The organism is Burkholderia orbicola (assembly GCF_900100915.1).
Taxonomy (GTDB): Bacteria; Pseudomonadota; Gammaproteobacteria; order Burkholderiales; family Burkholderiaceae; genus Burkholderia; species Burkholderia orbicola.
The window spans coordinates 1,434,047-1,454,698 of sequence record NZ_FNKW01000001.1 but is presented as its reverse complement, the minus strand read 5'-3'; the positions used below and the strand labels follow the sequence as shown (position 1 = coordinate 1,454,698).

Below are 20,652 nucleotides of genomic sequence, written 5' to 3'. Positions count from 1 at the left end.
ACGGGCGTTGCTTTTTTGATTGACTAAGCCCACCGTTCGCCCCAAAGGGAGCGGACTAGCGCGGATTTCGATCCGCGTGACTGATTGATAAAGGAATGCAAAGTGGCACGTTATATCGGCCCCAAAGCCAAGCTGTCCCGCCGTGAAGGCACCGACCTGTTCCTGAAGAGCGCACGCCGTTCGCTCGCCGACAAGTGCAAGCTCGACAGCAAGCCGGGTCAGCACGGCCGTACCTCGGGCGCACGTACGTCCGACTACGGTACGCAGCTGCGCGAAAAGCAGAAGGTCAAGCGTATCTACGGCGTGCTGGAGCGTCAGTTCCGTCGCTACTTCGCTGAAGCCGATCGTCGCAAGGGCAACACGGGTGAAAACCTGCTGCAACTGCTCGAGTCGCGCCTCGACAACGTCGTGTATCGCATGGGCTTCGGCTCGACCCGCGCTGAAGCGCGTCAGCTGGTGAGCCACAAGTCGATCACCGTGAACGGCGTCGTCGCAAACGTCCCGTCGCAGCAAGTGAAGGCGGGTGACGTCGTCGCGATCCGCGAAAAGGCGAAGAAGCAGGCGCGTATCGTCGAAGCGCTGTCGCTGGCCGAGCAAGGCGGCATGCCGAGCTGGGTTGCAGTCGATGCGAAGAAGTTCGAAGGCACGTTCAAGCAAATGCCGGAACGCGCTGAAATCGCAGGCGACATCAACGAAAGCCTGATCGTCGAATTGTATTCGCGTTAATCCGATTGACGGCCGAGGTACCCCGATTGCGTTGCGCAAGGAGGGGCCTCGGCTGTTTATTTTCTGGTTGTTACCGGTCAGCCTTATCGGTGTAACGAGCCGAGGGTATTGAAAAGGAAAGCCCATGCAAACCAGTTTGCTGAAACCCAAGATCATCGCCGTGGAATCGCTGGGCGAGAACCACGCGAGGGTGGTCATGGAACCGTTCGAACGCGGTTACGGCCACACCTTGGGCAATGCGCTTCGCCGCGTGCTGCTGTCGTCGATGGTGGGCTACGCGCCGACCGAAGTCACGATCGCAGGCGTGGTGCACGAGTACTCGACGCTGGATGGCGTGCAGGAAGACGTCGTCAACCTGCTGCTGAACCTGAAGGGCGTGGTGTTCAAGCTGCATAACCGTGACGAAGTGACGGTTACGCTGCGCAAGGAAGGTGAAGGCGTCGTGACGGCCGGCGATATCGAGCTGGCTCACGATTGCGAAGTCATCAACCCGAATCACGTGATTGCGCATCTGTCGAAGGGCGGCAAGCTCGACGTTCAGATCAAGATCGAAAAGGGTCGCGGCTATGTGCCCGGCAACGTCCGTCGCTATGGCGAAGACACGGCCAAGATTATCGGCCGCATCGTCCTCGACGCATCGTTCTCGCCGGTTCGCCGCGTGAGCTATGCCGTTGAAAGCGCACGTGTCGAGCAGCGTACCGACCTCGACAAGCTCGTGATGAACATCGAGACGAGCGGCGTGATCACGCCGGAAGAAGCGATCCGCCAGTCGGCCCGCATCCTGGTCGACCAGCTGTCCGTGTTCGCGGCGCTGGAAGGCACGGAAACGGCAGCCGAAGCGCCGTCGCGTGCACCGCAGATCGATCCGATCCTGCTGCGTCCGGTGGACGATCTCGAGCTGACGGTTCGTTCGGCGAACTGCCTGAAGGCCGAGAACATCTACTACATCGGCGATCTGATCCAGCGCACGGAAAACGAGCTGCTGAAGACGCCGAACCTCGGTCGCAAGTCGCTCAACGAGATCAAGGAAGTGCTCGCTTCGCGCGGTCTCACGCTGGGCATGAAGCTCGAGAACTGGCCGCCGGCTGGTCTCGACAAGTAAGCCCGGTTGTAGCCTGGCTATAGCTGTAGTTGGCAAAGATGCGGATTTTCCTTTAAAATCCGCATCTTGCTTTTTTTCGTTACCGGCCCGTGCACCCTTCGAGGTGCGATAGAAGAGCTGGACCAAAACTTTGAATCAAGGAAACTGAAATGCGCCATCGTCATGGTCTGCGGAAACTGAACCGCACGAGCAGCCACCGTCTGGCTATGCTCCGTAACATGTCCAACTCGCTGATCGAGCACGAAGTCATCAAGACGACGCTGCCGAAGGCGAAGGAACTCCGTAAGGTCGTCGAGCCGCTGATCACGCTCGGCAAGAAGCCGTCGCTGGCAAACCGTCGCCTGGCGTTCAACCGCCTGCGCGATCGTGACTCGGTGGCGAAGCTGTTCGACGTGCTCGGTCCGCGTTTCGCGAACCGTCCGGGCGGCTACCTGCGCGTGCTGAAGTTCGGCTTCCGCGTGGGCGACAACGCACCGATGGCACTGGTCGAACTGCTCGATCGTCCGGAAGTCGACGAAACGGAAAACGTGCAAGAAGCTGAGTAAGCTTCCGGTACGCAGCAGGATCTGAAAGGGGCCGAGCAATTGCTTGGCCCTTTTTGTTTTTGAGATGCCGGCTGCGATCGATTGTCGCAGGCCGGTGCCGGCAGCGTCGCGCGGGCTGCGCTACGATACGGGGCAACCGGTGCGGTCCCTGAACGCGTAACCGGCGCCGACAGAAGCCGGCAGACTCGTTAGGAGGGCGCGGATGATAGTGGTGCTGATGCTGACGACGGTCCCCGATGCGGCGACGGCCGCGGCGCTCGCGGACGGCGCGCTCGACGCGCGGCTGGCCGCGTGCGTGTCCGAGCTCGGCACGATCAAGTCGCGCTATCACTGGCAGGGCAAGGTCGAAACGGCCGACGAGATCCAGTTGCTGTTCAAGACGAGCCCGATCCGGGCACTCGAACTGGAGCGGTTCATTCTCGCGCATCATCCTTACGAGACGCCCGAAATCGTCTCGTGGCAGACGACGGCATCGGCCGCGTATGGCCAGTGGGTGACCAGCGAAACTCAACGTCTATTTCATGTTTAACGGTATGGCGCTTTCGGTGCGCGTGCGCGCGCTGCGGTTTCTTGCGGTCCTGTTGTCGTTCGTGCTCGTGCTGGGCGGATTGTCCGCCGCGCGCGCGGCCGACGATTTCCTCGATCCGTCGGTTGCATTCAAGTTCAGCGCGAGCGAATCGCCGGGACAGGTGGACGTCCGCTTCAAGATCGCCAACGGCTATTACATGTATCGCGAGCGGTTCGCGTTCGCGGTGAAGAGCGGTCAGGCCACGCTCGGCGAGCCGCAATTCCCGGCCGGTCACGTGAAGTTCGACCAGACGTTCCAGAAGAACGTCGAGACCTATCGCGATGAAGTCGTCGTTCACGTGCCGGTAAAGCAGGCGGCCGGGCCATTCGAGCTCGCGGTGACGTCGCAAGGGTGTGCGGACGAAGGGATCTGCTATCCGCCGGCCGAGCACGTGATGAAGGTCGATGGCGCAGCGCTCGGCGCCGCCTCCTCGTCCGGTGACACGGCTGCCGCGGGTAGCTGGTTCGACAAGGTCACGAGCGCCGATTTCGCGCAGTCGCTGCTCGAAGGCCACGGCTTCTTCACGATCGTCGCGCTCTATTTCGTCGCGGGTGTCGTGCTGAGCCTGCTGCCGTGTTCGTACCCGATGATTCCGATCGTGTCCGCGATCATTATCGGCCAGGGCACGCGCGCGACGCATGCACGCGGCTTCGCGCTGTCGCTGACCTACGTGGTCGGCATGGCGCTGGTCTACACGGTACTCGGGATCGCCGCCGCGCTGGTCGGCCAGAGCCTCGGCGCGTGGTTGCAGAATCCGTGGGTGCTCGGCGCGTTCGGCGTGCTGCTGACCGCGTTCGCGATATCGCTGATTTCGGGCAAGGACATCGCCCTGCCGGAGCGCTGGCAGAACGGCGCGGCCGAGGCATCGAGCGCGCGCCAGGGCGGCCACTTCGTCGCGGTTGCGGCGATGGGCGCGTTGTCGGCGCTGGTCGTCGGCGCGTGCATGACGGCGCCGCTGTTCGCCGTGCTCGCTTTCATCGCGCACACCGGCAATGCGTTGCTCGGCGGCGCGGCGCTGTTCGCGATGGGGCTCGGGCTCGGCGTGCCGCTGCTGGTCGTCGGCGTCGGGGCCGGGACGGTGCTGCCGCGCGCAGGTGCGTGGATGGACGGCGTCAAGGTGTTCTTCGGCATCGTGCTGCTCGCGGCCGCGTTGTGGATCGTGTGGCCGGTGCTGGCGGGCGCGCTGAAGATGGTGCTCGCGGCGTTTTGGCTGCTGATCGCGGCCGCGGCGCTCGGGCTGTTCACGCCGAATGCCGGTGCCGCGTCGATCTGGCGCCGCCTGGGCCGCGGCGTGGGCGCCGCGCTCGCGATCTGGGCCGCGACGCTGCTCGTCGGTCTGGCTGCGGGCTCGACCGATCCCGTCAAGCCGCTGGCCGTGCTGGCGGCGCGTACGGTAGCGTCCGGCGGCGCGGCGACGGCCGGCGCGGCTGGTGCGCAGGACGGTCCCGCGTTCGCATCGGTGCGCTCGAGCGGCGAACTCGACGCGCTGCTGAAGACGTCGGGCCAGCCCGTGATGCTCGACTTCTACGCCGATTGGTGCGTGAGCTGCAAGGAGATGGAGCATCTGACGTTCACCGACGCGCGCGTGCAGGCGCGGCTCGCGAAGCTTCACCTGGTGCGCGCGGACGTCACCGCGAACAACCCGGACGATCAGGCGCTGCTCAAACGCTTCAACCTGTTCGGGCCGCCGGGCATCATCTTCTTCGATCGCAACGGCAACGAGATCGGCCGGGTGGTCGGCTATCAGGCGGCCGACACGTTCCTGCGCAGCCTCGATCGGGCGGCCGTGCCGACGGTATGACGGTAGCCGCCGGGAGCGAACCGGCGAACGGAAGATTCGGGCCGGCTGACAGTCTCGATCGACGGTAAACAAAAAACGGCGGAACACCGAGGTGTCCCGCCGTTTTTGCAGGTGCGTGCCGATGCGCGATCAGCGCTGCGCTTTCAGCAGACGCGCGGCATCGAGCGCGAAGTACGTGAGCACACCGTCGGCGCCTGCCCGCTTGAACGCGAGCAGCGATTCGAGCACGACCTTGTCGTGGTCGAGCCAGCCGTTCATCGCGGCCGCCTTCAGCATCGCGTATTCGCCGCTCACCTGGTACACGTAGGTCGGGAAGCGGAACTCGTCCTTCACGCGGCGCACGATGTCGAGATACGGCATGCCGGGCTTGACCATCACCATGTCGGCGCCTTCGTCGATGTCGAGGCGCACTTCACGCAGCGCTTCGTCGCTGTTCGCCGGATCCATCTGGTAGGTCATCTTGTTGCCCTTGCCCAGGTTGGATGCCGAACCGACCGCATCGCGGAACGGGCCGTAGAACGCCGACGCGAACTTCGCCGAATAGGCCATGATCCGCGTATGGATATGACCGTCGCTTTCCAGCATCTCGCGGATCGCGCCGATGCGCCCGTCCATCATGTCCGACGGCGCGACGATGTCGACGCCGGCTTCGGCCTGCGCACGCGCCTGTTCGATCAGGATTTCGATCGTATCGTCGTTGATCACGTAGCCGTTCTCGTCGAGCACGCCGTCCTGGCCGTGGCTCGTGTACGGATCGAGCGCGACGTCGGTCAGCACGCCGAGCTCGGGGAAGCGCTTTTTCAGCTCACGCACGGCGCGCGGAATCAGGCCTTCCGGATTGGCCGCCTCGCGGCCGTCGGGCGTTTTCACCGACGGATCGATGGCCGGGAACAGCGACAGCACGGGCACGCCGAGTTCGACGCACTGCTCGGCGACCTGCATCAGCAGGTCGACCGACACGCGCTCGACGCCGGGCATCGACGGGATGGGCTGGCGTTGCTGGGTGCCTTCGACGACGAACACCGGGTAGATCAGGTCGTCGGTGGTCAGGCGGTTTTCGCGCATCAGGCGGCGGGAGAAGTCGTCGCGGCGCATCCGGCGCGGACGATGAAGCGGATGGAAGCTCATGGCGATTTGGCAGAAATCAGGGCAAGAAGACCTTACGGAACCCTTAGGTCATTTTCGAGATCGTTGGTATATGATAGCGATCGAGCGGCACGCGTTGCGTGCAGCTCCCCGCTTCTCCTCCCTGAGCGGGTGCCTGTCGTTTTTCGATTAGGCTGTTTGACCCGCCGTTCAACGGCGGGTTTTTTTATGAGCCGGCCGAATCCGCAGGTGCCGTCAGGTGCGCACAGCCGATCCCAGCCGCGCGTTGCCCGCTCATTGTGCTACAGGCTCGCTTTTTTCGTCGGCGACGGACGGCCGCAGCCAGCTCTCGATCAGTTCATGGGCCTCGTCGAGCCCCGTACGCTTCAGCGCCGAGAACAGCTGGACCGTCAGCTTGCCCTTCACGCCCTGGTCGCGATACGCGTCGAGCCCCTTCTGCGTGTTGCGCAGCGCATTGATGCTTTCCTGGCGCGTCAATTTGTCGCACTTCGTCAGCAGCGTGTGGATCGGCTTGCCGGTCGGTGCGAACCACTCGATCATCCGTCGATCGAGATCGGTCAGCGGACGGCGTGAATCCATCATCAGGATCAGGCCGCAGAGCTGCGAGCGCGTCGCGAGATAGGACGACAGCAGCATTTCCCAGTGCGCCTTGGCGGCACCGGGCACTTCCGCGTAGCCGTAGCCGGGCAGGTCGACGAGGTTCGCGACGGGCTCGGCGGCCGGGCCGACGGAGAAGTAGTTGATATGCTGCGTGCGGCCGGGCGTCTTCGACGCGAAGGCCAGCCGCTTCTGGTTGCACAGCACGTTGATCGCCGTCGACTTGCCGGCATTCGAGCGGCCCGCGAACGCGATTTCCGGCTGAACCGTCGGCGGCAGGTCGCGCAGATGGTTGACGGTCGTGTAGAAGCGGGCTTGATGGAGCAGAAAGGCCATGGGAACCGGAAGGACGGGCGGCGCGAGCCGCTTGGTGGAGGCGGGGTAGCCCCGATAGGCGCGGGGGCTTTCAGCACGATATTGTACAATACGGCGGTTTTACCGAAGGCCACCGGGCGCCTGCCTCGCGCTTTTATGTGGCTTCTGCGGTAGACTGAACGCCGTCGTTTTTTGCAGAACCTCAAATTCCCACAAGACGAAACAGGGTGTGCGAATGAATCGACTGTGCAAGTCTCTGATGGTGCTTCAGGTTGCAGCAGGGTTCGTAGGTTTCGTAGCGGGGGCAAATGCGGCAGATGCGGCCAAGCCGGATCTGGACCGCGGCAAGGCGATTGCCGGGCAGGTCTGCGCGTCGTGTCACGGCGCCGACGGCAACAGCGCGTCGGGCAGTTTCCCGAAGCTCGCCGGCCAGCATCCCGAATATCTGGTCAAGCAGTTGAACGACTTCAAGACGCAGCCGGGCGCGAAGGGGCCGGTGCGTAATAACGCGGTGATGGTCGGATTCGCGAGCGCGTTGAGCGCGGACGACATGCGCAACGTCGCCGCGTACTACGGGTCGCAGACGACGAAGCTCGGTACCGCACGCAATGCGGCGACGGTGCCGGTCGGCCAGAAGATCTATCGCGGCGGCATCGCGGAAAAGGGCGTACCGGCCTGCGCGAGCTGCCACGGGCCGACGGGGCAGGGGATCCCGGTCCAGTACCCGCGTCTGTCGGGGCAATGGGCCGATTACACGGTCGCGCAGTTGACCGCGTTCCAGCAGGGTGCCGGCGCGCGCAACAACAACGAGGCGATGCATCAGATCGCGTCGCGGCTGTCGGATACCGAGATCAAGGCCGTCGCGGATTACATCGCGGGCCTGCGTTGAGCGGTCAGCCGCGAATGGAATGACCGGGCGCCCGAAGGGCGGCCGGAGTCAGAACAAGAAAAGGGTGGGGCGCCGCGTCGTCGCGGTTGCCTCGCCCTTCTTTTTTGTCGGCACGCGCCGGGCCGAGCCGGGATGGCGCGGCTTGCGGGCGATTGGGGGGCTGCCGCCTCCCGAGCCGAACATAGTGAGCGTGGGGGCTGTTTCCCCTTAGTCGGAGTTTGAATGAGCGTTACCACGTCGGGGTTGCAGTCGAAGTCGGGTCAGGGTGCGTCGAAACGTGCGGTCGAGCTGCTGAGCTCGATGCGTTTCGCGATCGCGTTGCTGGTGGTGTTGTCGATCGCGAGCATCATCGGCACGGTCCTGACCCAGGACGATCCGTATCCGAACTACGTGAACCAGTTCGGGCCGTTCTGGGCGGACATCTTCCGCTCGCTCAGCCTGTACACCGTGTACAGCGCGTGGTGGTTCATGCTGATCCTGATCTTCCTCGTCGTGTCGATCTCGCTGTGCGTGATCCGCAACGCGCCGAAGATGCTCGCCGATGCGAAGAGCTGGAAGGACAAGGTCCGCGAAGGCAGCCTGCGCGCATTCCACCACAAGGCCGAGTACACGGCATCCGGCACGCGCGCGAGCGTCGCGGCGACGCTCGCCAGTTTCGTCACGAAGGCCGGCTACAAGCACGTCGTGCGTGAAACCGACGGCGCGACGCTGATTTCCGCGAAGCGCGGCGCGATGACCAAGTGGGGCTACATCTCGGCACACCTCGCGATCGTCGTGATCTGTATCGGCGGCCTGCTCGACAGCAACCTGCCGATCAAATTCCAGATGTGGATATTCGGCAAGAGCCCGGTCAACACGAGCGCGACGATCAGCGAGATTTCGCCCGACCATCGCCTGTCCGCGTCGAACCCGACGTTCCGCGGCTATGCGTGGGTGCCGGAGGGCCAGTTCGTGTCGACCGCGATCCTGAACCAGCCGAGCGGCTCGCTGATCCAAGATCTGCCGTTCTCGATCCAGCTCGACAAGTTCATCGTCGATTACTACACGACGGGCATGCCGAAGCTGTTCGCCAGCGACATCGTCGTGATCGATCGCGAGACCGGCCGGAAGATCCCGGCACGGGTCGAGGTCAACAAGCCGTTCACGTACAAGGGCGTGTCGATCTACCAGTCGAGCTTCCAGGACGGCGGCTCGCAGATGCAGATGACGGCCTATCCGATGACCGGCAGCCAGGCGGCGACCGTCCCGGTGAAGGGCACGATCGGCAGCTCGGCACCGCTGCAGGTTCCGGGCGCCGACGGCGACACGATCGAGTTCTCCGACTTCCGTGCGATCAACGTCGAGAACATGGCCGACGCGAAAGGCAAGCCGGACGTACGCGGCGTCGCGACGACCAGCTCGCTGAAGGAAGTGTTCGACGAGCGGCTCGGCTCGGGCGCGAAGACGTCGAAGCCGACGCAGCTCCACAACATCGGCCCGTCGGTGCAGTACAAGATTCGCGGCAAGGACGGCCAGGCGCGCGAATTCAACAACTACATGCTGCCCGTCGACATGAACGGCGAGCGCGTGTTCCTCGCCGGTGTGCGCGCGAGCCCCAACGATCCGTTCCGCTACATGCGGATTCCGGCCGACAGCCAGGATTCGATCGGCGAATGGATGCGCCTGCGCGCCGCGCTCGAGGACCCGGCCGTGCGTACCGAAGCCGCCGCGCGCTTCGCGCAGCGCTCGCTGCCGGGCGACGCGTCGCTGCGCGGCCGTCTGCAGGACAGCGCCTCGAAGGTGCTGACCCTCTTTGCGGCGAGCGACGACAGCATCGGCCGCGGGGCGGACGGCCAGCCGGTCGGTGGTTTCCAGGCGGTGGCGACCTTCATCGACCGCTCGGTGCCGAAGGGCGAGCAGGAGAAGGCCGCGAGCCTGCTGCTGCGAATGCTCGAGGGCTCGATGTGGGAGGTCTGGCAGATCGCGCGCGAGCGGGCCGGCGAGCCGGCCGCGCAGCAGGGGACCGACACGATCCGCTTCGTGCAGAACGCGATCAACGCGCTATCCGACAGCTTCTTGTATGGATCGCCGGTCTATTTGCAGCTTGACTCGTTCAAGCAGGTGCAAGCTTCGGTATTTCAGTTGACGCGCGCACCCGGCAAGAATCTGGTGTATCTTGGCAGCCTGCTGCTGGTCGCCGGCATCTTCTCGATGTTCTACGTGCGCGAGCGGCGACTCTGGTTCTGGCTGAAGGACGCCGGTTCGGGCGTCGATGTGGTGATGGCAATGTCCACGGCCCGCAAGACCTTCGATTTCGAGAAAGAATTCGTGCAGACGCGCGACGCGGCCGGCGCCGCCTTGCGCGCCGCACCTCGCGACGCCGCGCCCACCGGTGCGGCTTCGACTGCCCGCTCGCCTGCCGGCGGCGGTTCCGATTCCGAGAATTCCACCCGGTAACATCATGGATCTCACGCAAGTTTCCTCTTCCCGTACGGCGTCGGCTCCGGCGCCGTCATCGTCGCCGTTGTTCGACGAGCGTCCTTTTCTCGCGCGCCTGTCGCTGTTCGACTGGCTGTTTGCCCTGGCGCTGGTGGCGGGCGCGGGCTATGCGCTCGTGCACTACAACGCGCACATGGATTATTACGACAAGGCGGTGATGATCGGCACCGTGCCGGCGCTCGTCGCGCTCGGCTGGCGCTGGAAGCCGGCGCGGCTGATGATGGCGTCGATCGCCGTGCTGTCGCTGCTGTCGATCCAGATCTACCAGGGCGATCTCGCCCGCGCCGATTCGGCGTTCTTCCTCAAGTACTTCCTGTCGAGCCAGTCGGCGATCCTGTGGATGAGCGCGTTGTTCGTGCTCGCGACGATCTTCTACTGGATCGGCCTGCTCGCGCGCTCCGAAACGGGCGCCGCGATCGGCCAGAAGCTCACGTGGGTTGCCGTGCTGATGGGCTTCACGGGGCTGATGGTGCGCTGGTACGAGTCCTACCTGATCGGTGCGGACGTCGGGCATATCCCCGTGTCGAACCTCTATGAAGTGTTCGTCCTGTTCAGCCTGATCACCGCGCTGCTTTATCTGTATTACGAAGGCCACTACGGCACGCGTTCGCTCGGCGCGTTCGTGTTGCTGGTCATCAGCGCGGCGGTCGGCTTCCTGATGTGGTACTCGGTCGCGCGCGATGCGCAGCAGATCCAGCCGCTCGTGCCGGCGCTGCAAAGCTGGTGGATGAAGATCCACGTGCCGGCGAACTTCATCGGCTACGGCAGCTTCGCGCTGTCGGCGATGGTGTCGGTCGCGTACCTGATGAAGGAACGCGGCGTTCTTGCCGATCGCCTGCCGACGCTGGAAGTGCTCGACGACGTGATGTACAAGTCGATCGCGGTCGGTTTCGCGTTCTTCACGATCGCGACGATCCTCGGCGCGCTGTGGGCGGCCGAAGCGTGGGGCGGCTACTGGAGCTGGGACCCGAAGGAAACCTGGGCGCTGATCGTGTGGCTGAACTACGCGGCGTGGCTGCACATGCGGCTGATGAAGGGCCTGCGCGGCGCGGTGGCCGCATGGTGGGCGCTCACCGGCCTGCTGGTCACGACGTTCGCGTTCCTCGGTGTCAACATGTTCCTGTCCGGGCTGCACAGCTACGGCAAGCTGTAAGATTTCCGTTGCTCGTCCGACTATCAGACCGCCGGTGCACTGCGTGCCCGGCGGTTTTGTTTTGTAACGGGCGGGCGAACCGGGCGTCGAACGGCGCGTGACGGGCCGGGTCGAACGCTGATGAAGCATGCGCGCCGCGCATGCGGGAGGAGCTGCACGATGTGGATCAAACGCCCTTTGCGTAACGTACTGACCGGCGCGGATATCGCGTCGAGCGAGATCACGCCGCGCGCGGTATTCGAGAACCGGCGGCGCGTGTTGCAGGCCGCCGGCCTCGCGGCGGCGGGTGGCCTGTTCGGCACCAGCGGCGCGGCGCTCGCCGCGTATGCGTCGCCCGACCCGCGGGCGGCGAAGCTCGCGGCAAAAACCAATCCGAAATTCGTCGCCATCGACAAGGTGACGCCGTTCAAGGACATCACGTCCTACAACAACTTCTACGAATTCGGCACCGACAAGAGCGACCCGGCACAGAACGCCGGCACGCTGCGGCCGCGCCCGTGGCGGGTGAGCGTCGAGGGCGAGGTGCAGCACCCGAAGGTGTTCGATCTCGACGAGCTGCTGAAGCTTGCGCCGCTCGAGGAGCGCGTGTACCGGCTGCGCTGCGTCGAGGGTTGGTCGATGGTGATCCCGTGGATCGGCGTGCCGCTGTCCGAGCTGATCAAGCGCGTGCAGCCGACCGGCAACGCGAAATACGTGCAGTTCGTCACGCTGGCCGATCCGTCGCAGATGCCCGGCCTGTCGACGCCGGTGCTCGACTGGCCGTACTCGGAAGGGCTGCGGATGGACGAGGCGATGAATCCGCTGACGCTGCTGACGATGGGCGTCTACGGGCAGGTGCTGCCGAACCAGAATGGCGCGCCGGTGCGGATCGTCGTGCCGTGGAAGTACGGCTTCAAGAGTGCGAAGTCGCTCGTGAAGATCCGCTTCGTCGACAAGCAGCCGAAGACGAGCTGGAACACGTATGCGGCGAACGAGTACGGCTTTTACTCGAACGTGAACCCGAACGTCGATCATCCGCGCTGGAGCCAGGCCACCGAGCGGCGCATCGGCGAGGACGGCTTCTTCACGCCGAAGCGCAAGACGCTGATGTTCAACGGCTACGGCGATCTGGTCGCATCGATGTATCAGGGCATGGACCTGAAGAAGAATTTCTGAGCGTGACCGTGAGAAACGACATGCCGCCTTCGACGCTCACGCCTGCGCGCGCCGCCAGCACCGGGCCGGCCGCACGAGGGGTGCGCGCGGGTGGGAGCCGTCCCGCCGCGCCGCGCTGGCTCGTACCGGCCAAGGCGCTGGTGTTCGCGGCCGGCCTCTATCCGCTCGCGCGCCTCGTGCTGTTCGGGCTGACCGACCGGCTCGGCGCGAACCCGATCGAGTTCATCACGCGCTCGACGGGCCTGTGGACGCTCGTCCTGCTGTGCGTCACGCTTGCCGTCACGCCGGTCAGGCGCATGACGGGTTTCGCGCCGCTGTTGCGCTTTCGCCGGATGATCGGGTTGTTCGCGTTCTTTTACGCGACGCTGCATTTCACGACCTATCTGTGGTTCGACAAGTGGTTCGACGTCGTCGCGATCCTGAAGGACGTCGGCAAGCGCCCGTTCATCACGGTCGGCTTCGCGGCGTTCGTGCTGCTGATCCCGCTTGCCGCGACGTCGCCGCGTGCGATGGTGCGCAGGCTCGGTCGCCACTGGGCGACGCTGCACAGCGCCATCTATGCGATCGCGCTATTCGGCGTGCTGCACTTCTGGTGGATGCGCGCCGGCAAGCACAATCTCGCGCAGCCGAAGCTCTACGCGGCGATCGTCGCCGTGCTGCTCGGCTGGCGGCTGGTTGCGTGGGGATGGCGGCGCGTGCGCGCGTGACGGCGCGGCCCGGAAAAACGCCCTGGAAAAACAAAAGGCGATGACCGGGAAGTCATCGCCTCGTTTCGCGCGCCGCGCGGGCGGCCTCGCGTCGTTACTTCGTGGCGGCCGGGCCCGATGCCGGAGCGGGCAGGGTCGAGGCGCTGCTCGACAGCTCGGGCGACAGCATGAGCGGCGAGCCGGACGTATCGGGCGTCTCGTCGGACGACGCGTTTTCGTCGGTCGGTTTCACATCCGACGGCGGCGTGTTCTGCGGCTGGATCGGCTTGGGCATCGGGGGCACGGTGGGCAGATAGAGCGCGCCGCTTTGACCGCAGCCGGCAAGAATCGCCAAAGCCGCTACAATCGCGCTCATCCGGAAAACGACTCGCATGATCGTCCCTGAACAATTTAACCGATAGAGTTTAGCATGTCCGATACTGAATACCTGGCCCGTGCCGAGGCCGTGCTGGCGGCCGTCGAGCGTACCGTGGACGTCGCGAACGACGGCGATCACGACATCGATCTGGAGCGCAACGGCAGCGTGCTGACGCTGACGTTCGAGAACGGCTCGAAGATCATCGTCAACCTGCAGCCGCCGATGAAGGAAGTGTGGATCGCCGCGAAGGCAGGCGGATTCCACTACCGTTTCATCGACGGCGAATGGCGCGATACGCGCACCGGTACCGAGTTCTTCTCGGCGCTCACAGAGTACGCGACCCAGCAGGCTGGCCTGCCGATCACGTTCGGCGCGTGACGGCCGGGGCGCGGCGCTCCGCGCGTCGTGCCCAAAGAAAAAGCGCCCCGCGGGGCGCTTTTTTCATGGCCGGGCCGAGCGTCAGTGGCCGCGGAACAGGTTCATGATGTCCTGCTTTTCCTGCTCGTCGACGTGCGGCACGGCCTCGTCGACGTTCTGCGCGGCCGGCGCCTGCGGCACGCCGACCGTCGACACGAAGCCGTGCCCCGGCGTGAACTCGGTGAAGTACAGCTCGCCGCCGAGCGATTCGACACCGTCCGGCACCGTCGGCTTGAACTCGGGCACGCCCTTCAGCGCCGCACCCATGTACTCGATCCAGACCGGCAGCGACAGGCCGCCGCCGGTTTCGCGATCGCCGAGGCTGCGCGGATTGTCGTAGCCGATCCACGCGATTGCGGCGAGCGTGTGCTGGTAGCCGGCGAACCACGCGTCGTGCGAGTCGTTCGTCGTGCCGGTCTTGCCCGCGAGGTCGGTGCGCTTGAGCACGTTGGTCCGGGCGCCCGTGCCGCGCTGCGCGACGCTCTGCAGCAGGCTGTTCATCACATAGGCGTTGCGTGCGTCGATCGCGCGCGGCGCGTTCTGCTCCGCGACGAGCGGCTGCGCGCGTGCGACGATCGCGCCGTTCGGATCGGTGACCTCGGCGATCAGGTACGGATTGACGCGATAGCCGCCGTTCGCGAAGACCGAGTACGCGCCGGCCATCTGCAGCGGCGTGACCTGGCCGGCGCCGAGCGCCATCGGCAGGTAGGCCGGATGGCGATCGGCGTCGAAGCCGAAGCGCGTGATGTATTGCTGCGCGTATTTCGTGCCGATGTTGTTGAGAATCCGGATCGACACGAGGTTGCGCGAGCGCTGCAGAGCGGTGCGCATCGACATCGGGCCCTCGAAGCCGCCGCCGTAGTTCTTCGGCTCCCACGGCTGGCCGCCCGTTTCCGCGGCGCTGAAATACAGCGGGCCGTCGTTGATCACGGTCGCCGGGCCGAGGCCCTTGTCGAGCGACGCCGAGTAGATGAACGGCTTGAACGACGAACCCGGTTGCCGCCACGCCTGCGTGACGTGGTTGAACTTGTTCTTGTTGTAGTCGAAGCCGCCGACGAGCGAGCGGATCGCCCCGTCCTGCGGGACGATCGACAGGAACGCGCCTTCGACCTGCGGCAACTGCGTGATCGACCATTTGCCGGCGTCGTTCTTCACGACGCGGACGATCGCTCCGGGGCGGATGCGGCGGTTCGGCTGCGCGTTGGTCGACAGCGCGCCCGACGCGAAGCGCAGGTTGTCGCCCTCGATCGTCGCCGTGCTGCCGTCGATGAACGCCACCGTGATCTGGCGCGGGCTCGCGGCCGTCACGACCGCGGCGATCAGCTCGCCGTTGTCGGGATGTTCGAGCAGCGCGTCGTCGATCGCCTGTTCGCGATCGTCGGCGCCGGCCGGCAGCTCGATGAAGCCTTCCGGCCCGCGATAGCCGTGGCGGCGCTCGTAATCCATGATGCCCTTGCGCAGCGCGGTGTACGCGACCTGCTGGTCCGCGGAATCGATCGTCGTGACGACGTTGAAGCCGCGCGTGTAGGTTTCCTCGCGATACTGCGCGTACATCATCTGTCTGACCATTTCCGCGACGTACTCGGCGTGCACGCTGAAATCGCGGCCCGGCCCCTTGACGACGAGCGGCTGCGCGGCGGCTTCGTCGTACTGCTCGCGCGTGATGAAGTTCAGCTCGAGCATCCGCTGCAGGATGTATTCCTGGCGCACCTTCGCGCGCTTCGGGTTGACGACCGGGTTATACGCGGACGGCGCCTTCGGCAGCCCCGCGAGCATCGCGGCTTCCGCGAGCGTGATGTCCTTCAGGTCCTTGCCGAAATAGACCCGCGCGGCGCTCGCGAAGCCGTACGCGCGCTGGCCGAGATAGATCTGATTCATGTAGACCTCGAGAATCTGATCCTTCGTCAGCGCGCGCTCGATCCGGTACGCGAGCAGCATCTCGTAGATCTTGCGCGTGTAGGTCTTCTCGCTCGACAGGAAGAAGTTGCGCGCGACCTGCATCGTGATCGTGCTCGCGCCCTGCGACGCGTGGCCGTTCGTCAGCGCGACGAAGCCGGCGCGGATGATGCCGGTGAGGTCGACGCCGCCGTGATCGTAGAAGCGCGCGTCCTCGATCGCGAGAATCGCCTTCTTCAGCGAGTCGGGCACGTCCTTGAAATGGACGACGTCGCGGCGCTCCTCGCCGAATTCGCCGATCAGCACGTGATCGGACGTATAGATGCGCAGCGGCACCTTCGGGCGGTAGTCGGTCAGCGCGTCGAGCGACGGCATGTTCGGCCAGGCCACGACGAGCGCGTAGCCGAGCACGAGGCCGCCGGCCACGACGAGGGCCACGCACATCGCGGCGAAGCCGAGCAGGACTTTTTGCCACCAGGGCCGCTTCTTCGGCTCCGGGGCGGGAGGCGGGGACGTAGGAGTCGTGGATTGCATAGGCATACCGGAAAACAGTCCCGCGATTATAGCTGTCCGGTAAGACCGGTCCTGACGCGGGGGCCGCCCGTCGGAAAGCCGCGGTCGGCGTGCCGTCAGCATAAGTCCGTGCGCGGCCGCCGCGAGCAGATGCTGGCCGTTTGGCCGACTGTCGGCCGCACGCATCGCTTTGCAGAATCAGGTCTCGGAAACGCGGCGTGGGCCGCGACGATCTCGGGAGGCTGGGATGGCAGGACGATGGGTGGCACGGTTTGCACAGGGCAGGTACCGGTCGACGGGAATCGACGTCGGTGCGCACGAGGTGAGGGTGGCCGTGGTGAGCCGGCGCGGCAAGTGCGCGAACGTGCGCGTCGAGGGGCTCGAGCGGGAGCCGGTCGGGTTGGCGGGCGGGCCGGAAGATGCGCGTTGGGCAGCCGTCGCGCGGTCGCTGGCGGCCGCCGTGTCGCGGCTATCGGCGTCCGATGTGCAGTGCGACGTGCGCGGCGTGATGGCGCTGCACGATGACGAGATGCGTACCGCGACGCTCGATCTGGCCGGGCGCGGCGACATCCCGGACGCCGCGCGGCAAGCGGCCGAACGCATTTCGGGGCTGGCGCCGGATAGTCTGGCGTTCGACTGGCGGCATTACGGCGGCGTGCGGTCCGGCGAGATCGCGGTGGCGGTGGCGCCGCTGGCGCTGCTCGAACGGCGGATCGACGTGGCCGCCCAGGCTGGTATCGACCTGACGGTGATCGACGGCGAGTCGGTTGCCGTGCTGCGCGCGCTGCGCTATGCCGCGCAGTTCGAACTCGACGCGCAGGGTTCCTACGCCGTGCTGTGGTTCTGTGACGCGGGTGTGCGCGGCTGGCGCATCGAGGGCCGATCGGCTGTCCCGGTGCTCACACTGTCCGGCACGTTGCCGGAAGCGCTTCCCGATGCGTTGCGCCGGCGCGTGCTCGGAGCCGTGGGTTGCGTATTCGTCGCCGGGGACGAGCGATGTATCGCCCGCTTCGACACGTCCGTCGCCGAGATTGGCGATGTGCTCGGCACGGCGGTGGTGCCGTTCGACTGCGCGGGGTGGGACGGCCAGCCGTGCGCGCGCGCCGGCATGCCGGGCGGCCCGGCGTTTGCCGTCGCATTCGGGCTGGCGTTGCGCGGGGTGTGGGAGTGATGGCCGGTCACGTGGCGGCGAGCGGGGCCGCGGCGATTGCGCCCGGGCAGGCAGTACTCGGCGACTTCAACCTGCTGCCGTACCGCGAGCGATTGGCGCAGGCGTTGCGGCGTCGCCGGGTCGCGCAGTGCGGTGTCGCGATCCTGCTCGGCGTGCTCGGCGCCGGCCTGTGGACGGGCGCTGCCGGGTTGTCGCGGTGGCGGGTGGACGCCGAGCGTGCCAGCGTGGAGACGCGGCTGCGGCAGTTGCAGCCCCAGGTGGCGGCTGCGACACGCGCCGCCAATGCCGCTGCCGCCGTCGCGCAGCGCGACGCGCAGGCGGCTGCGCTGGCCGCACCCTACCGGCGCGTGGCAGGGTTGCTCGCGACCCTCACGCAGGTGCGCGCCGATCATATCCGGCTCGACGCGCTGCGCATGACGTCGACCGGCGCCGTGCTCGATGCCCGTGCCGCGAGTTACCGGGCGGCTGCGCGGTGGCTCGCCGCGATGGCGCGCGAGCAGCGCGACTGGCGGATCGATATAGAGACGTTGAAGCCTGCCTCGGACGCGCCGGCTGCCCCGGCCGGGATGCCGTTCCGGTTCTCGGTGCAGTTGCGCTGGCACGACGCGATGCCGTCGCGGACGGTGTCGGGAGGTGGAGCATGACCGTGCTCGTGTATCGGCCGGTGCTGCGCGGAGGTGCCGGGTCGGGCCGCCTGTCGCGTGTGTCGCCGGCGGCCGTGCATGCCATGGGGTGTGTACTGGCATTCGCCGCCGTGCTGGCCGGCGGCATTCATCTGGCGAATGCGGCCGACTGGAGCGGGCTGGCCCATAGTCGCGCGTTGCTCGCCGCAGCGCAGGCGCGCGCGGCCGACGCGCAACGTGTGCTTGCTGCCGCGGGACGACGACGCGACGGACATCGTGCGTCGACGCGCGACGATCATTCGCCGCATGCGCCGGAATGGGCGGCACTGATGCTGGAACTGGCCGATCTCGCCGCGTCGAGCGGGCTGCGCGGGGTATCGATCGAGCCGCAGCGCGCCGATGGCGCGGAATCGGACGGCCGGCGCACCGTGCACATCGCCGCGGATGGCGGTTTTCGCGCGCTGCTGCACATGGTTGGCGGGCTCGCGCGCTTCCCGGTGCTGGCGGTACCGACGGCGCTGCGTATCGAGCGTGGCATGGCGGCGGCGCGGGTGGACATGTCCGTCGACGTGTTTCCGGCACTGCCGGCGACAACGACTGCTCCGGACAACACGCCGGTTCGCGCCGCGGCGCTCGACGCCGATCCGTTCGGCGAGGCTGGCCCGGCCGAAGCGGCGGGGCACGCGGCGCGCCTCGCCGGCACGATTCGCGACGCGCGCGCCGGTCTCGCGTTGTTCGACGACGGCGATGGCGCGTTCACCGCCGTTGCGCCTGGCGACCTGCTCGGGGCCGCGCGCGTGGTGCGCGTCGAGCGCGCGGCCGTGACGCTTGCGACGGCGGACGGAGCGCAGCGGCTCGTCCTGGACGACGGAGGCCGGCCATGACGAAACACGGCTGTTGGCTATTTGCCATCTGGGCCGGGGTGACGGCGGCCGACGCCGGCGCGTCGTTGCCGCCGCTGCCCGCGGTCTGGCCCGCCGGGGCGACGGATGTGTCGGTGCCAGGCTTGCCGCAGTCGCTGCGCGTGGCCGACGGCGCGGACGGTGCGGTAGCGCAGGACGCCGGCCCGCCGCCATTCGATCAGGCGGCGCGCACGGCACTGCCGACGGAAACCGCCGCAACGACCCCCACGCTGGAGGGACCGCCGATCCCGCTGGCGCCGCCGGCCCGGATGAGCGACGCTGCGGCCCGGCAACCGGGCGATGCGGACGACGCGCGGCGGATCTCGCTGAATCTGCAGGGCGTCGGGCTCGCGGCCGCATTCGACGCGATCGCGCGGTTCACGGGGCTCAATATCGTCGTCGGCGAGCAGGTGCGCGGCACGGTGACGTTACGTCTGAATAATGTCCGCTGGCGCGAGGCGTTCGACACGCTGCTCGACACGCACGGGCTCGCGATGTCCCGGCGCGGCAACGTGATCTGGGTCACACCGGCAGCCGAGCTGGCTGCGCGCGAACGCGAGCGCTTCGAAATGCATGCGCGGGCCGCCGATCTGGAGCCGCTCGCGAGCCGTACGTTCGTGCTGCACTATCCCCGCGCGCAGGACGTGCAACGGCTGCTGGCCGGCGCGACCGGCCAGCGCCTGCTGTCGAAGCGCGGCGCTGCTGCGGCCGATCCCCGCACGAACCTGCTGTTCGTCACCGATCTCGCGCCGCGCATCACGCAGATCGCGGGCCTGATCGATGCGATCGACCGGCCGTCGCGGCAGGTCCGGATCGAGGCCCGCATCGTCGAAGGCGAGCAGGGTTTCTCGCGCAACCTCGGCGCCCGCGTCGCGCTGCGTGCGCAGGGGCGGCCGCCAGCGGCCGAAGGCGCGCCCTTCACGGCGAACGCACGCAACGCGCTCGACCTTGCCGCGCGGCCGCTCGGCGGCTTCGACGCGGTGACCGCCGGTTTCACGCTGTTCGCCGCGCCACTCAGCCGCGTACTCGACATCGAACTGAGCGCGCTCGAGGCGCAGGGACGGGGCCAGATCGTTTCGCGTCCGCGGGTGGTGACGGCCGATCGCGTCAAGGCCATCGTCGAACAGGGTTCCGAGCTGCCGTACCAGGCGAAGGTCGGCAACGGCATGAGCGGTGTGCAGTTCCGCCGCGCGACGCTCAAGCTCGAAGTCGAGCCGCAGATCACGCCGGACGGGCGCGTGGTGCTCGATCTCGACGTGACGAAGGACAGCGTCGGCGAGCCCACCGCGGCGGGCCCCGCCATCCATACGAAGCATGTGCAAACGCGCGTCGAGGTCGAGAATGGCGGGACGGTCGCGATCGGCGGCATCTATGAACAACTGAACCGGAACGATGTGACGCGGGTGCCGCTCTTGGGCAAAATACCGTTTCTGGGCGCGCTTTTCCGGCACCGCGCGCAGCGCGACCAGCGCAACGAACTGGTCGTTTTCATCACGCCGACCGTCGTCGATGCGCGTTGCGGCGCACCCGGCGCGGGCGACGCGGATGCCGAGGAAACGGGGCCGGAAGCCGCCGGCGCAGGCTCGACAAGGCAGCCGCTTTGCCAGTAAGCTGCGCCACACACCAGCA

19 protein-coding genes are annotated in these 20,652 nt (G+C 66.5%); 15 read left to right on the top strand and 4 right to left on the bottom strand.

What is annotated here, in order from left to right; all coding sequences use genetic code 11:
* Positions 1-102 precede the first annotated feature (102 nt).
* From rpsD to dsbD, 5 genes are all read left to right on the top strand, one after another.
* Positions 103-726: a 30S ribosomal protein S4 gene (rpsD, locus tag BLS50_RS06905; RefSeq protein ID WP_006477177.1), complete on the top strand. Its 624-nt coding sequence runs from the start codon at positions 103-105 to the stop codon at positions 724-726.
* Positions 727-850: 124 nt separating this feature from the next.
* Positions 851-1,828, top strand: coding sequence for a DNA-directed RNA polymerase subunit alpha (locus BLS50_RS06900; RefSeq protein WP_006477176.1), 978 nt, complete (start codon positions 851-853; stop codon positions 1,826-1,828).
* 149 nt (positions 1,829-1,977) lie between these two features.
* On the top strand, positions 1,978-2,373 hold the full coding sequence (gene rplQ / locus BLS50_RS06895; protein ID WP_006477175.1) for a 50S ribosomal protein L17: 396 nt from the start codon (positions 1,978-1,980) through the stop codon (positions 2,371-2,373).
* Positions 2,374-2,575: 202 nt separating this feature from the next.
* Positions 2,576-2,902 carry a divalent-cation tolerance protein CutA gene (gene cutA / locus BLS50_RS06890; RefSeq protein WP_012327750.1) on the top strand — a complete coding sequence of 109 codons (327 nt, stop codon included), beginning with the start codon at positions 2,576-2,578 and terminating at the stop codon, positions 2,900-2,902.
* On the top strand, positions 2,895-4,742 hold the full coding sequence (gene dsbD / locus BLS50_RS06885; protein ID WP_074801573.1) for a protein-disulfide reductase DsbD: 1,848 nt from the start codon (positions 2,895-2,897) through the stop codon (positions 4,740-4,742). Before cutA ends, dsbD begins: the two co-directional genes overlap by 8 nt.
* Positions 4,743-4,871: 129 nt before the next feature.
* Here dsbD and hemB read toward each other — a convergent pair whose 3' ends face one another.
* Complete coding sequence (gene hemB / locus BLS50_RS06880; protein WP_074801571.1) at positions 4,872-5,870, bottom strand: porphobilinogen synthase; 999 nt, start codon at positions 5,868-5,870, stop codon at positions 4,872-4,874.
* 252 nt (positions 5,871-6,122) lie between these two features.
* Complete coding sequence (yihA, locus tag BLS50_RS06875) at positions 6,123-6,782, bottom strand: ribosome biogenesis GTP-binding protein YihA/YsxC (RefSeq protein ID WP_006477171.1); 660 nt, start codon at positions 6,780-6,782, stop codon at positions 6,123-6,125.
* 214 nt (positions 6,783-6,996) lie between these two features.
* On the opposite strand from yihA, the gene BLS50_RS06870 reads away from it, so the two are divergent.
* From BLS50_RS06870 to msrQ, 5 genes are all read left to right on the top strand, one after another.
* Positions 6,997-7,650 (top strand): c-type cytochrome, encoded by a 654-nt coding sequence (locus BLS50_RS06870; protein ID WP_074801569.1) that lies wholly within the window; start codon positions 6,997-6,999, stop codon positions 7,648-7,650.
* A 222-nt stretch (positions 7,651-7,872) separates the two neighbouring features.
* On the top strand, positions 7,873-10,086 hold the full coding sequence (locus tag BLS50_RS06860; protein WP_069232086.1) for a cytochrome c biogenesis protein ResB: 2,214 nt from the start codon (positions 7,873-7,875) through the stop codon (positions 10,084-10,086).
* 4 nt (positions 10,087-10,090) lie between these two features.
* The gene (gene ccsB, locus BLS50_RS06855; RefSeq protein ID WP_012327754.1) at positions 10,091-11,281 is read left to right on the top strand and encodes a c-type cytochrome biogenesis protein CcsB; all 1,191 of its coding nucleotides are present in this window, start codon (positions 10,091-10,093) and stop codon (positions 11,279-11,281) included.
* Between the two features lie 159 nt (positions 11,282-11,440).
* The gene (msrP, locus tag BLS50_RS06850) at positions 11,441-12,436 is read left to right on the top strand and encodes a protein-methionine-sulfoxide reductase catalytic subunit MsrP (RefSeq protein WP_069232087.1); all 996 of its coding nucleotides are present in this window, start codon (positions 11,441-11,443) and stop codon (positions 12,434-12,436) included.
* 20 nt (positions 12,437-12,456) lie between these two features.
* Entirely contained in the window at positions 12,457-13,143 is a 687-nt protein-coding gene (gene msrQ, locus BLS50_RS06845; RefSeq protein ID WP_027809235.1) for a protein-methionine-sulfoxide reductase heme-binding subunit MsrQ, read from the top strand.
* A 94-nt stretch (positions 13,144-13,237) separates the two neighbouring features.
* Here the strand turns inward: msrQ and lptM are convergent, their stop codons facing one another.
* Positions 13,238-13,516, bottom strand: coding sequence for an LPS translocon maturation chaperone LptM (lptM, locus tag BLS50_RS06840; RefSeq protein ID WP_011546635.1), 279 nt, complete (start codon positions 13,514-13,516; stop codon positions 13,238-13,240).
* A gap of 36 nt (positions 13,517-13,552) precedes the next feature.
* Here lptM and cyaY point away from each other — a divergent pair, with 36 nt between their 5' ends.
* On the top strand, positions 13,553-13,879 hold the full coding sequence (gene cyaY, locus BLS50_RS06835; protein ID WP_006477165.1) for an iron donor protein CyaY: 327 nt from the start codon (positions 13,553-13,555) through the stop codon (positions 13,877-13,879).
* Between the two features lie 81 nt (positions 13,880-13,960).
* Here the strand turns inward: cyaY and BLS50_RS06830 are convergent, their stop codons facing one another.
* Positions 13,961-16,348: a penicillin-binding protein 1A gene (locus BLS50_RS06830; RefSeq protein WP_085962274.1), complete on the bottom strand. Its 2,388-nt coding sequence runs from the start codon at positions 16,346-16,348 to the stop codon at positions 13,961-13,963.
* A 226-nt stretch (positions 16,349-16,574) separates the two neighbouring features.
* On the opposite strand from BLS50_RS06830, the gene BLS50_RS06825 reads away from it, so the two are divergent.
* The 4 genes from BLS50_RS06825 to BLS50_RS06810 are packed head-to-tail and all read left to right on the top strand — an operon-like array spanning position 16,575 to position 20,633.
* Entirely contained in the window at positions 16,575-17,498 is a 924-nt protein-coding gene (locus BLS50_RS06825; protein ID WP_074801567.1) for a type IV pilus biogenesis protein PilM, read from the top strand.
* A complete protein-coding gene (locus BLS50_RS06820) occupies positions 17,498-18,142 on the top strand; it encodes a fimbrial protein (RefSeq protein ID WP_074801565.1) in 645 nt (214 codons plus the stop codon). Before BLS50_RS06825 ends, BLS50_RS06820 begins: the two co-directional genes overlap by 1 nt.
* Positions 18,139-19,005 (top strand): pilus assembly protein, encoded by an 867-nt coding sequence (locus tag BLS50_RS06815; RefSeq protein WP_074801563.1) that lies wholly within the window; start codon positions 18,139-18,141, stop codon positions 19,003-19,005. Before BLS50_RS06820 ends, BLS50_RS06815 begins: the two co-directional genes overlap by 4 nt.
* Positions 19,002-20,633 carry a type IV pilus secretin PilQ gene (locus tag BLS50_RS06810; RefSeq protein WP_069232090.1) on the top strand — a complete coding sequence of 544 codons (1,632 nt, stop codon included), beginning with the start codon at positions 19,002-19,004 and terminating at the stop codon, positions 20,631-20,633. Before BLS50_RS06815 ends, BLS50_RS06810 begins: the two co-directional genes overlap by 4 nt.
* Positions 20,634-20,652: the final 19 nt, after the last annotated feature.